The following is an 11,034-nucleotide window of genomic DNA, read 5'->3' on the forward strand; positions in this document are numbered from 1 at the left end:
CTTCCCTCCTCATCGAACCGACTAGTCTGTTCGATCCGAACGGCAATCGAGCCGAACCCATTCCCACGCCCTCGGAGGCGCCGATGACCAGCCCTGAAGCGACCCGCACCAAGATCGTCGAGGCCGCCGCCGATCTGTTCACCCGCTGCGGAGTCCGTGCGGTGGGGATCAACGAGATCTGGCGTGCGGCGGAGGTCGCCAAGTCGACGCTCTACCAGCACTTCCGGTCGAAGGACGAGCTGGTGGAGGCGGTCCTGCGCCGGCGCAACGACGCGTGGTGCGCGCGACTGCGCGCGCTCGCCGAGAGCCGCGACGCACCGGCCGACCGGCTCCTCGCCATCCTCGACCTGCTCGGCGAGGAGTTCGCCGATCCCGCCTATCGGGGCAACGACCTGGTGAACGTCGCCGCCGAGTACCCCGACCCCGGCCACCCCGTGCGGGTGGCCATCCGGGACCACAAGCGGGAGATCCTCCGCTACCTCACCGGCCTCGCCACCGCCGCGGGAGCCCAGGCCCCGGAGCGGGCCGCCGCCCTGGTGCTCATGCTCGCCGACGGGGCCGTCTGCGCCCGGGTCAGCCTCGGTGACGCCGACGCCGCCCGCACCGCGCGCACGGCAGCGGCACGACTGCTGCCGGCCGGCCCGTCGAGCGCCGCCACCCCCTGACGCGGGAGCAGGCGCGGGAGAGGGCCGCCGGGACGGGCAACGGCTCCCACCGGACGCCAAGCGGTCCGATCGGCATGTCGGTGACGGACGTTCCGTGCACACGGCCAGGCAGAAGCGGGCGGACGCACCGGCCTGGCCGGCCTTCCACCGCGACAGCATCCGCCGGTACGCCGCGCCGACCACCCGGCTGGCGGCGGCGGTGTCCCGCTGGGAGCCCGGGCGACCGGCGCCGTTCGAGAAGCCGAAGGCGCCGGGCGGGCGGCGGGATCCGCTGCCCGCCCGGTGGGGCCGCCGGTGTTCCCGGATCAGGCGAAGTGCCGAATGGTGGCCGGTTCGGCGGGCTCGTACGGGTGCCACCGGTCCGCGGCGGGCCGGCCCGTGGCGGCGAACACCGCCACCGCACGGGAGAACTCCCGGCCGAGGGCACGGACGGCGTCGGTGGCCTCGCCGAGCATGGGGCTGTCCGGGTAGGCGTCGAAGGTGTCGAAGAAGAAGGGGAGTTCGACGCAGTGCGTGGCACCCAGCCGGGCCGGGTCCGGAGCCGGGGTGTGGTCGAACCGGTAGACGTAGGTGGGGTGGCCGGCCGTGGCGTGGCGGTCGGCGACGGCGAGGGTCCCGTCGCGGAACAGCGCCCCGGTGCCGATCCCGGTGAGGACCTCGCCCGACGTCGCGCCCGGCGTCCTGGCGGCGGCGTCGGCGAACCGCCCTGCGCCGCCCTCGACCAGTGCCGCCGCGATCGAGCGGGCCTGCTCGGCGGTGGCGGACCGGATGGACGGGTCGAACGCGAAGAACGCCGTCATCTCGTCCCTGGTGGTCCCGGTCAGCAACTGCTTGCCGTCCAGGCGCCCGTCCGCCAGGGCCTGCTGCCAGGTCGCCGGCATGCCGAAGGAGCCGAGGACGGGGTACATCGGCGGAGCGACGCTGCCCGGGCGGGAGACGTCCCGCGCGAGCTGCCGGTAGGCGGCGAGCAGGTGCTCGGCCGGGACGGTGCGCAGCGCGGCCAGCGGGTCGGGGCCGCGGTCCAGGCCGAGGATCCCGAGGAAGCGGCGGGCGTGGTCGGCCGCCTCCGCCGGGTCCTGCGGCGGGAGCCCCAAGGGGCCGCTCTGGGCGATGACCCGCTCGATCCACGGACCCGTGTCCGGTGAGAGGGCGAGGTGGAAGGCCGAGAACGCGCCGGCGGACTGGCCGCCGACGGTGAGGAGTTCCGGGTCCCCTCCGAAGGCGGCGATGTTGCTCCTCACCCAGCCGAGGACGGCGGCCTGGTCCCGCACCCCCAGGTTGTCGACGCCGAGCTCCGGGAGGTGGAGGTATCCGAGGGGGCCGAGTCGGTAGTTGGCGGTGACGACGACGAGGTCCCCGGCGGCGGCGAGGTTGCGGCCGTCGTACCAGTCCCAGCCGCCGGATCCGCTGGTGAATCCGCCGCCGTGGAACCAGACCAGGACCGGGCGGCTGCGCACGGCGCGACCGTCGGCCGACAGGCCGGGCGACCACACGTTGACGGTGAGGCAGCCGTCCTCGTCCCAGTCGGGGGCGCGCCGTCCCATCACCGCTTCGAGCCGGGAGGGCTCCTGGGGCACGGACGGCCCCGGGCGGGCCGCGTCCCGAACGCCCGACCAGCCCGGGTGCGGCCCGGGGGCGGCGAAGCGCCTCTCCCCCACCGGGGAGGCCGCGTACGGAATGCCGCGGAACGCGGCGACGCCGTCCTCGACGGTGCCCCGCACGCTCCCCGACCCGGTCACGACGACGGGGCGTTCCATCACGGTCATCGATGTCACCTTCCTTGCCCGACTGCGGGTTTCCTTGTCCGACTGCGCTGCCTCCGTTCTACGGTCGGACGGCGAGAACCGGCGGGTCATCGCCCATCGGCTTCGCGAAGTGCGCCATGCAACCCACGATCCCGGTGGAAGTGAGACACATGAGAGAGTCACTGGACGACACGGAACGGCGGATCGCCGCGGTGCTGCTGGCGTCGCCGCGGGCCTCGTGGCGAACGGTCGCCCGCGTCCTCGGCGTCTCCGAACGCACCGTCGTGCGCCGCGCGGCACCGCTCCTGCACGACGGCACCCTGCGGCCCACGGCGGTCCGCAATCCCGCCCGCTTTCCCCGGCTCATCCCGATGGCGTTGCGCGTCCGGTGCCGCCCCAGCCGCACCAGGGCCATCGCCACGAGCCTCGCAAGGCGCGCCGACACCGTGTGGGTCGACGTCCTCGGCGGCGGCGACGAGATCTGTGCCGTGCTCTTCCTCGACGGCCCCCGGGCCAGGACCTCACTGCTGCTGCGGGACCTGCCCGCCACCACCGACGTCCGCTCCTGGCACGCCTACGACCTGATGAGGATGTTCCCGGCCGGATTCGTCTGGAGCGCGGGGCTGCTGACGGCGGACCAGTTCGACGCCCTGGCCCCCTACTCGCGGCAGCCGGCGGCCGCTCCGGCGCCGCAGCCCCTCGACGACGCGCTCATCGACCGGCTGGCCGTGAACGCCCGGGCCGGCTACAACCGGCTGGCCGACCGGCTGGGATCCGCGCCGTCGACGGTGCGCCGCCGGCTGGACCAGCTCCTCGCCGCCCACCTGGTACGTCTGGCCTGCGAAGTGGACCTCAGACTGCTCGGCATCGGAAGCGAGGCGCTGCTGTGGATCACCGCCGGTCCGGGCAGCCTGGAGGCGACCGCGCACGAGCTGAGCCGGCATCCGCAGGTGCGCTTCGCCGCCGCGACCACCGGCACCGCGAACCTCCTGGTCGCCGTCGCCGCCGAGGACCTGGGCGGGCTGTACGCCTTCCTCACCGAGACCGTCGGCTCGCTCGACGACGTCCGCGGCCTGGAGGTGACCCCGATCCTCACCTCGGTCAAGAGGACCGGTCTGCTGCGCCCGTTCGAAGCCTGACGGCCCGCACCCAGCGCCTGGTCATGTTCCGGATCGGCGACGACGGCTCCGCCTACTACAGCTTCCTCCTGGACCGGAACTCCAACCGGTGGACCGGCTGGAGCAGGGTTCCCGGCATCCTGCACCTCACCGGCACGATCTCGGCGACCTACTCCACCGAGGGCATCCAGCTGGGAACCGAGGTCAACGGCTGGCTCTACACCCAGCAGATGGACCTCCGGCCCGGCCGGCCACGTTTCCGGCCCGACTGGGAGGTCCAGCACTTCCAAGGCCGGGACATCGGGCTCTCCAACACCTTCACCTTCACCGCCGGGGAACAGGAGTTCTACGCCTCCCGGGGCCTGACCAACACGGTCAACATCGCCCGCACCCGCCCGGGCGACGGCAGGAATGCCCGGTACACCGAACTGCCCGGCGGCGGCCGGTGCGAGTCGCTCGCGATCGGCCGCGGCGGCGACCCCGGGCACCTCGCCACCAGCCCCTTCGACCCGGGCTACGCCGCCCAGCAGAACATGGCGATCGGCTGCATCAGCCCCAACGACCACCAGCTCTACCTCAACCGCTCCACCGACGGCGGCAACACCTGGTCCGGCTGGGCCCACAGCTCCGGCGGCCCCTCCCCCTCCGCTGCCGCGCCCGAGATCCACGGCTTCCCCGGCGGCGAGGTCTTCGCCGTGCTCTCGTGGGGCAGCGACACCGCGCCCTTCAAGCGCCACATGATCGTGATGAAGCGCGTCATGTGACACCTGCTCAGGGCCGGGTTCGGCCTTGTCCGTGAATCGTGAGAACGCGTGTTGCTCAGCGGCGAGAGCCCCGGTCACCCCGGGGGTGATGCCGCCGAGTCCTGAGAGCGCGGTGGCGCTTGCCTGGGGCCTTTGGTCGTGCCGCGCGCGACGGGGAGGCCGGGGTGACGCCGAAATCGAAGGTCGAGACGCGTGCGGCGATCCGCCGGGACACCGGACCGGCATGTTCGATCGACGAGGCTCAGGGCACCGGCTTCGCAATCCGGCAGCGCCGGCGCCGCCGGCGCAATAGGAAGGCCAGCCTTGCAATATCAGACTTCGAAGGCTAGCCTTCCAATCATGGATGCTCGTGATGCCCTGAACCGTTCCACCGCCATCGCGGTCCGGGTGGCGCTGGGGATGCTCAAGCGACGCGCCCGCGAGGCCGTGGCCGACGGGCAGTTGACGACCCCGGAGTTGTCCGCGCTGGCACAGATCGATCGCAGCGGCCCGAGCACTGTCGCCGATCTCGCCCGTCAACAGCAGATCACCCCGCAGGCGATGGGCTCCACCGTCGCGTCGCTGGAGAAGCACGGGCTGGTAACGCGGTCCCCGGACCCCGACGACCGGCGGCGATCACTGCTGACGGTGAGCGTCGCGGGCAGCGACGCCCTCCACACCGGCCGCACCGCGGTATCCGACCGCATGGCCGTCACGCTCGGCGAGTCGTTCACCGACGACGAGGTCGCCACTCTGGCCGCTGCGGCGCCACTGCTGGAACGCCTGGCCCAGCGCCTCTGACCCTTGATCCGAACCAGCCTCCATGGCCGGCGTGCGAAGCCGATGACGTGCAGCCTCGACCGCACCCGAGGAGGTGCACATGTCCTCGACCGAAGAGCACTCCGCGACTTCTCCCACGTACGGTGGCCGCCCGTTTTCCTGGCGTTTCACCGCCCCCTGTTCGCCGGTTCGGCCCTCAATCCGATCAACCGCCCACTCATCGCGACGGCGCTGCTGCCGATCGCCGACGACTTGGGCGTCCACACCGGCCGGACCGCTGCCCTTGTGGCCGCCCTCTACCTGGCGAGCACGACCGCCCAGCCCACCACGGGCAAGGCCGCCGAGGTGTTCGGGCCCCGACGGGTCTTCATGTCCGGCATCGCCTCGCCATCGGCTTCTCAACCGCCGGCAGCCAGACCCCGCTCACCCAGCATGCACCCGCCGATCAGCTGGGCACCGCGTCCGGGCTGCTGCGCACCTTCGGGTACGTCGGCTCCATCGGCGCCAGCGCCGTCACCGGCTTGGTCTTCCATCACGACGTCACCAATCACGGCGTCCACCAGATCGGCTGGATCATGACGGCCGTCAGCCTCGTCCTGGCGGCACTCACACCCGCCGACCGCACCCTGCGGCCCGCCCGGCACCGACCGCTCAACACCACCAACTGATCAAGGAGATATCCATGCCCATCACCACGATCGACCCCAACACAGCCCTCATCGTCGTCGATCTCCAGGCCGCCGCCCGCCACATGCCGACGGTTCACCCGTTCGACGCCGTCCTGGCCAACGCGGTCAAGCTCGCCGACGCATTCCGCGCCAAGCAGCTCCCCGTCGTGCTCGTCAACGTCGCCGGCGGTGCCCCGGGCCGCACCGAGCACGACTTCGGGGCCTCGGACCTCCCCGACGGCTGGACGGACCTCCTCCCGGAACTCAACCAGCAGCCCGGCGACAGGACCGTCACCAAGTACACCTGGGGCGCGTTCCACAACACCGACCTGGCAGAACACCTCCAGGAACTCGGCGTCACCCAGGTCGTCGTCTGTGGACTCTCCACCGCCATCGGTGTCGAGTCCACCGCCCGACAGGCCCACGAGCACGGCTTCCACGTGGCGCTGCCCCTCGACGCCATGACCGACCTCGACGCCGCCACGCACGAGAACTCGGCCACGTTGATCTTCCCCCGCCTCGGCGAGACGGGGGCCACCGCCGAGGTCCTCGCCCACATCGGCGCCTGACCCCCTCCGCCGTCGCGGCCGCGACCCTGGCCGCCGCCACCGTCGCCCCGACCACCCCGCCGATCGGCGCGTGCGAGGAACCGGAGGGGATCCCGAGGAACCACGTGGCCAGGTTCCCCAGGATGCTGCCGGTCAGGCCGGCAGCACACCGCGGTCAGGGCCACCTCCCCACTGGTGGGCGGGATGGTCCGTACCGTCGGAGCGACGGTCGTTCGGGAACCTCATCCTCGGTGTCGGTGGACTCCCGGACGGTCTCGGCTGCTTTCCGCCCTGAGCGAGGCCCGGCGGCTGCTCAGCGGCGGGGGCGGCCCCCGATGGCCGTGGCATCGGATCCGCTGCCCTCGTCGCCGTCCCGCTCCCCGGACGGCGGTGCCCAGTTGCCACGCCTCGATGTCGCGGTAGCGGATGGGGCCGGGGCCGGTGTTGCTGCCGACGAGGTGGAGGTGTAGGGCCACGAAGATGCGCAGGGTCGGGGGGGTCGGGGTGTTCGTCCACCGGGGGTACCCCGGGTGGGGCGGCCGCCCGGGGTGCGGGGCGGTGGCGGGTCGGCATCGCAGTCTGCTGATCGGTCAGCTGGGACGGGGCGGGTGGGGCCTGCTGCGGCACCGGTCAGGGCAGCAGCTGGGCGGGGACGTCGGTGGCCCGGGTGAACACCGAGACCGGGTACTGGGTGTCGCAGTACTTGTTCCCGGTGGAGACCACGCCGATCACCACCCCACCGACCACCAGCGGCCCGCCCGAGTCCCCCTTGCAGACGCTGTCCGTCGTGCCGGCCCGCGGCAGACCGCAGACCTTGAACAGCGGCGAGTCGCCGGGCGAGGTGTACGGGTCGCAGGAGGCCGGCGGAGCCAGCGTCAGCGCCGCCTGCTTGAGGTGGGTGCCGGGCCCGTCCGAGCCGGTGCGCCCGAACCCCAGCAGCGTGGCCGTGCGGCCGTACCGGTAGAGCGCCGCGTCTGCCTGCCGCGCCACCCGGACCGGAGTCTGCGGCAGCGGGCGGTCCAGGGTGAGGACGGCGGAGTCGTGGTCCAGGCCGGGGGTGTAGCGCGGGTCCACCCGGTAGCTCTTCACCCGGCGCACCTGGCCGCCGGAGCCGGTCAGGTCGGTCCGTCCGGCGATCACCCGCAGCGAGCCCGGATCGTCCGCCTCGGCGACGCAGTGGCCCGCGGTGAGCACCTTGGTCGGCGCGATCAGCGCGCCGGTGCACCACTGCTCGCCCGCGGCGGTCTCCAGGGCCACGACGAACGGGTGGGACGCGGTCGTGGTGTCCGATCCGCCGTGGACGGCGGCGGCCGGGGCTGCCCCGGCGGCCAGCAGGCCGGCGGCCGCCAGGAGGACAAGGACCGGGCGTCGGTTCGGGGTGCGCATGGCAGGGTTTCCTTCCGGGGTCGGGTGGTACGCGGTGGGGCGCTCGCCGCGGTGGGCGCGCTCGACGGTCGAGCGGCCTGCGGCTCGGTGCCGGTCACCGCCGGACCGAAGACTGTCCCGGAATCCGTCCCGCCCGCCAGCACTGCCCGGCGATACGGGACGCTGGAACGGCGGCACGTGCCGTGAGCTGCGCGTTCGACGCTCCCTGGAACGCCGCAGCGGGACGGCGCAGCCCCTGGAACGGGTGTGGAGCCGAGCGCTCGGCAAGGCTGCCGCACCTCGGGATTCGTCCTGGTCGCCACGGCGGCGGACAGCCGAACGGCACACCCGCCCGGTGCCCGGTCCTGCCGGAATGCCGCCGGTACTCCATGACCGTCCGTGAGCCCTACGACGTGTGGGGCGGGCTGACCGGGGACGAGCGCCGCGTATTTGGTCGTGATCAATGGGCCTGGGTGAGGTCCTTGATCCAGATCACTGCGCCGCGGAGGTGGAGGCCGGCGAGGTAGCGTTCCGAAGTCTTGTCATACCGGGTGGCGATGCCTCGCGAAGCCTTCAGCTTGTTGATCAGGCGCTCTACGGTGTTCCGCTCTTTGTAGAGGTCGGCGTCGTGGCTGACAGGCCGGCCGCCCTTGCTGCCCTTCTTCTTCCGGTCGGCCACGCCGACCACGGGGCCGAGGAGGACCGCTCGCGCCGCGCGGGACTTGGGCCCGCTGGTGCTGCCCGTCCCGACGAAGCGGAAGCTGGTGGCCGCGGTGGTGTCCGCTCCGGACGATCCGTGGCGGGAGGCGCGGGTGCTGCACACGAAGCTCCACCCCGTGCGAGACCGTCGGGCGCGACCTGGCGGATCGCGCCCGACGGCTTGGCGAGGGCCTGGCCGGCCGGACTGGGCGGTGTCCGGCGCCGTCGGCGGCAGAGGATCTCGGTTGAAGAAGGCTTCTAGAAGAAGCCGCCGTCCATGGGCAGCGTGCGGCCGGTCATGTAGGCGGCGTCGTCGGAGGCGAGGAAGGCGTAGCCCGCGGCGATCTCCTCGGGTCGGGCCAGGCGCCCGAGCGCGCCGTGGACCGACAGCCATTGGGAGAGTGGCATCGAGTCCCTGAGCTGGGGGTGTTGGTAGCCGGCGGCGTGCTCGGCGGCCATCTCGGTGTCGGTGCCGCCGGGGGCGATGGCGTTGATGGTGATGCCGCGCCGGCCGAGTTCCGCGGACAGGTTGAGGACCATGGACTCCACGGCTGCCTTGGACGAGGCGTACAGGGTGTGGCCGAACACCGCGCGGGAGGCGCTCACCGATGAGGTGAGCACGATCCGCCCGCCCTTGCGCATGTGGGCGGCGGCGTGCTGGACGGCGAACAGCTGGCCGCGGGTGTTGACGGTGAAGATGCGGTCGAAGTCGGCCGGGGTGAGGTTCTCCAGGGCGTCGAAGTGCTCGATGCCGGCGCAGGAGGCCAGCGCGTCGAGCCGGCCGAACTCGGACACGGCCCGCTCGATCAGGGCCTTGGTCTGCTCGGGATCGGCGACGTCCGCGCGCACGGCGAGTGCCCTGCCGCCGTCGGCCGCGAGCGTGGCGGCCAGCTCGTCCGCCGCCTGCCGGTTGCCGCGGTAGCCGATGACGACCGCCGCCCCTTCCGCGGCCAGCCGCGCGGCGACCGCCGCGCCGATCCCTCCGCTGCCTCCGGTCACCACCGCGACCTTGCCCGCGAAGCGGCTGCTGCCCACTGAGGTCATGGGTCTTCTTCCTTCCCGTGTTGGCGAAGCGGCTCTCGGGACACCCACGCCGGGTGCACCAGCCATGCCACCGCCCCTGTGCACGAGTGCAGGGGCGGTAGGGGCTCTGGTTCCAGCCGTCAACGTCACGATCTGACGATCCAAGGCTGGAGTACTACGACTCCAGCAGGGCTTCGACGCTCCGGGAGCGGGTGGCCGCATTGATGTCCGCCCCGACGAAGCGGGAGCTGCTGGCCGTGCTGGTGTCCGCTCCGGACGATCCGTGGCGGGAGGACCGGGTGCTCCACGCGAAGCTCTATCCGGCGAAGGACCGGAAGGCGTGACCTGTTGCGTCTTGTGGGCGTGAGATGGCCTCTCGGCCCGTTGACTCCCGCCCGCGCTGCGCCTACTCGGCCGCTGTCGGGGTGCCGTCCGTCTACGGGATCGGTGGCGGACGGCACCCTCTGGGGCGGTGTCGTGCTCAGTCGACGTAGTGGTCGTCGAATTCTCCGCCGGCGCAGAACAGGCGGCGGGTGCGGATGTCGACGGCTACCCAGCCGCCGCCTTCCTCGCACTGCTCGACGGTGACGGGCGGGTTGACGTGCCGGGTGTGTGCGGTGGCGGCGGTGGCTGTCCCGGCGCCGAGGGAGAGCGCGGCGGCGGCGAGGACAGTGAGGGCGATGATGCGTCTGGTGCTGGTCATGTCCGGACAACGACTGCGCCCGGACGGTGGGCACCTTCACCTCACCCATCCGGCCCCGCCTCCGGATGGCGCCCGCACCGGCCGGGTCGCAGCACCATGTCCGACCATCTTTCCGGCACCCGCGCCCTGGCCGATCCGGCCATAGACCTGACCGACCTGTACGCCTTTCCCAGCCCCTCCCGAGCGGGTCGGCTCGTCCTCGTCCTGAATGTCTTTCCCTACGCGCGGCCGGGAGCGCTGTTCTCCGACGCCGCCGGCTATCGCTTCCGCGTCCGTCCGGCATCCGTGCCCGTGGAAAGTTCCGGCTCACTCTTCGATGTCGGCACCGACGAATTCGCGCTCACCTGCACCTTCTCCGCCCCCGTCGGACCGGATGACAACGGGGAGCCGGCGCAGCGGGGGACGTGTGTGCTGCCGAGCGGGGAATCCGTTCCGTTTCCGGTGAACGACGAGCGGGGCGGCGAGGGCCACGGCGTGCGCTGCTACGCCGGGCTGCGGCTGGACCCGTTGTTCCCGTACCTGGCACCGCCCAACCCCGACCCACCCGAGCGGGAGGCCGCCATCCCGACGGTTGCCGCAAGCTGATGGGCGGTTCCACGGCGGCCACTCATGTCGGCGGTGCGCGAGGGCCGGACCTGACCGGCGGGCTGCCGACGACAGCCGGCGTGATCGCCATGGGCAACCTCGACGCGCGCATCGAAGGTCTGACGTCGCAGGCGGCACGGGGGCGACTCACCGCCGACGGGTGGGGCGAGTGGGTGGAGCTGACCGCCCTGCGCGGGCACGTGCTGGGCCGCATCGACGAGGTCGAGGGTGCGGCATCGCTGGCCGAGAGGTTCGTCGACCAGGCGCCGCGCGACCCTCGCTCGCTCGTGACGCGCGCTAGGGTCCGTCTTCAAACCCCCGCCTGCGGGCCGACGCCGGGGCACGCACCTCGCCGCGTTGTCGTCGGTCGCCGATGCTCCGCATGGACTCCC

11 protein-coding genes and 4 pseudogenes are annotated in these 11,034 nt (G+C 72.6%); 9 read left to right on the forward strand and 6 right to left on the reverse strand.

Annotated features, from left to right (window positions below; genetic code table 11):
* The first annotated feature begins 83 nt into the window (after positions 1 to 83).
* Positions 84 to 665 (forward strand): TetR/AcrR family transcriptional regulator, encoded by a 582-nt coding sequence (locus AB0O11_RS33375; RefSeq protein WP_363394539.1) that lies wholly within the window; start codon positions 84 to 86, stop codon positions 663 to 665.
* Between the two features lie 305 nt (positions 666 to 970).
* Here the strand turns inward: AB0O11_RS33375 and AB0O11_RS33380 are convergent, their stop codons facing one another.
* The gene (locus tag AB0O11_RS33380; RefSeq protein WP_363394541.1) at positions 971 to 2,431 is read right to left on the reverse strand and encodes a carboxylesterase family protein; all 1,461 of its coding nucleotides are present in this window, start codon (positions 2,429 to 2,431) and stop codon (positions 971 to 973) included.
* 149 nt (positions 2,432 to 2,580) lie between these two features.
* Here AB0O11_RS33380 and AB0O11_RS33385 point away from each other — a divergent pair, with 149 nt between their 5' ends.
* The 5 genes from AB0O11_RS33385 to AB0O11_RS33405 all read left to right on the forward strand — a co-directional run bounded on the left by AB0O11_RS33385 (position 2,581) and on the right by AB0O11_RS33405 (position 6,288).
* The gene (locus AB0O11_RS33385) at positions 2,581 to 3,549 is read left to right on the forward strand and encodes an Lrp/AsnC family transcriptional regulator (protein WP_363394543.1); all 969 of its coding nucleotides are present in this window, start codon (positions 2,581 to 2,583) and stop codon (positions 3,547 to 3,549) included.
* Positions 3,550 to 3,572: 23 nt separating this feature from the next.
* Positions 3,573 to 4,292, forward strand: a complete 720-nt coding sequence (locus tag AB0O11_RS33390; protein ID WP_363394545.1) for a zinc-ribbon domain containing protein — start codon at positions 3,573 to 3,575, stop codon at positions 4,290 to 4,292.
* 339 nt (positions 4,293 to 4,631) lie between these two features.
* Positions 4,632 to 5,072, forward strand: coding sequence for a MarR family transcriptional regulator (locus AB0O11_RS33395; protein ID WP_363394547.1), 441 nt, complete (start codon positions 4,632 to 4,634; stop codon positions 5,070 to 5,072).
* A 500-nt stretch (positions 5,073 to 5,572) separates the two neighbouring features.
* On the forward strand, positions 5,573 to 5,719 hold the full coding sequence (locus AB0O11_RS33400; RefSeq protein WP_363394549.1) for a hypothetical protein: 147 nt from the start codon (positions 5,573 to 5,575) through the stop codon (positions 5,717 to 5,719).
* A 14-nt stretch (positions 5,720 to 5,733) separates the two neighbouring features.
* Positions 5,734 to 6,288, forward strand: a complete 555-nt coding sequence (locus AB0O11_RS33405) for an isochorismatase family protein (protein WP_363394551.1) — start codon at positions 5,734 to 5,736, stop codon at positions 6,286 to 6,288.
* A gap of 365 nt (positions 6,289 to 6,653) precedes the next feature.
* Here the strand turns inward: AB0O11_RS33405 and AB0O11_RS33410 are convergent.
* Positions 6,654 to 6,731 (reverse strand): annotated as a pseudogene (locus AB0O11_RS33410) (RNA 2',3'-cyclic phosphodiesterase); the annotation flags it as partial.
* A 166-nt stretch (positions 6,732 to 6,897) separates the two neighbouring features.
* Complete coding sequence (locus AB0O11_RS33415; protein WP_363394553.1) at positions 6,898 to 7,653, reverse strand: trypsin-like serine protease; 756 nt, start codon at positions 7,651 to 7,653, stop codon at positions 6,898 to 6,900.
* A 329-nt stretch (positions 7,654 to 7,982) separates the two neighbouring features.
* On the opposite strand from AB0O11_RS33415, the pseudogene AB0O11_RS33420 reads away from it, so the two are divergent.
* A pseudogene (locus tag AB0O11_RS33420) lies at positions 7,983 to 8,159 on the forward strand (WhiB family transcriptional regulator); the annotation flags it as partial.
* Here AB0O11_RS33420 and AB0O11_RS33425 read toward each other — a convergent pair.
* From AB0O11_RS33425 to AB0O11_RS33435, 3 genes and pseudogenes are all read right to left on the reverse strand, one after another.
* Positions 8,093 to 8,308 (reverse strand): annotated as a pseudogene (locus tag AB0O11_RS33425) (IS5/IS1182 family transposase); the annotation flags it as partial. The pseudogenes AB0O11_RS33420 and AB0O11_RS33425 overlap by 67 nt on opposite strands.
* A gap of 281 nt (positions 8,309 to 8,589) precedes the next feature.
* Positions 8,590 to 9,375, reverse strand: coding sequence for an SDR family oxidoreductase (locus AB0O11_RS33430; protein WP_363394555.1), 786 nt, complete (start codon positions 9,373 to 9,375; stop codon positions 8,590 to 8,592).
* Between the two features lie 460 nt (positions 9,376 to 9,835).
* Entirely contained in the window at positions 9,836 to 10,057 is a 222-nt protein-coding gene (locus tag AB0O11_RS33435) for a hypothetical protein (protein WP_363394557.1), read from the reverse strand.
* 96 nt (positions 10,058 to 10,153) lie between these two features.
* Here AB0O11_RS33435 and AB0O11_RS33440 point away from each other — a divergent pair, with 96 nt between their 5' ends.
* Complete coding sequence (locus AB0O11_RS33440; RefSeq protein WP_363394559.1) at positions 10,154 to 10,642, forward strand: DUF4331 family protein; 489 nt, start codon at positions 10,154 to 10,156, stop codon at positions 10,640 to 10,642.
* Positions 10,642 to 11,034 (forward strand): annotated as a pseudogene (locus AB0O11_RS33445) (hypothetical protein); the annotation flags it as partial. The gene AB0O11_RS33440 and the pseudogene AB0O11_RS33445, both read left to right, overlap by 1 nt.

Origin of the sequence: Kitasatospora sp. NPDC093102 (assembly GCF_040683915.1) — a bacterium.
Taxonomy (GTDB): domain Bacteria; phylum Actinomycetota; class Actinomycetes; order Streptomycetales; family Streptomycetaceae; genus Kitasatospora.

Excerpts from the sequence above, each read along its gene's own strand:
- AB0O11_RS33440 (WP_363394559.1), top strand. The coding sequence starts at position 10,154 with ATGTCCGACCATCTTTCCGGCACCCGCGCCCTGGCCGATCCGGCCATA.
- AB0O11_RS33395 (WP_363394547.1), top strand. The coding sequence starts at position 4,632 with ATGGATGCTCGTGATGCCCTGAACCGTTCCACCGCCATCGCGGTCCGG.
- AB0O11_RS33375 (WP_363394539.1), top strand. The coding sequence starts at position 84 with ATGACCAGCCCTGAAGCGACCCGCACCAAGATCGTCGAGGCCGCCGCC.
- AB0O11_RS33385 (WP_363394543.1), top strand. The coding sequence starts at position 2,581 with ATGAGAGAGTCACTGGACGACACGGAACGGCGGATCGCCGCGGTGCTG.
- AB0O11_RS33435 (WP_363394557.1), bottom strand. The coding sequence starts at position 10,057 with ATGACCAGCACCAGACGCATCATCGCCCTCACTGTCCTCGCCGCCGCC.
- AB0O11_RS33405 (WP_363394551.1), top strand. The coding sequence starts at position 5,734 with ATGCCCATCACCACGATCGACCCCAACACAGCCCTCATCGTCGTCGAT.
- AB0O11_RS33415 (WP_363394553.1), bottom strand. The coding sequence starts at position 7,653 with ATGCGCACCCCGAACCGACGCCCGGTCCTTGTCCTCCTGGCGGCCGCC.
- AB0O11_RS33430 (WP_363394555.1), bottom strand. The coding sequence starts at position 9,375 with ATGACCTCAGTGGGCAGCAGCCGCTTCGCGGGCAAGGTCGCGGTGGTG.
- AB0O11_RS33390 (WP_363394545.1), top strand. The coding sequence starts at position 3,573 with ATGTTCCGGATCGGCGACGACGGCTCCGCCTACTACAGCTTCCTCCTG.
- AB0O11_RS33380 (WP_363394541.1), bottom strand. The coding sequence starts at position 2,431 with ATGACCGTGATGGAACGCCCCGTCGTCGTGACCGGGTCGGGGAGCGTG.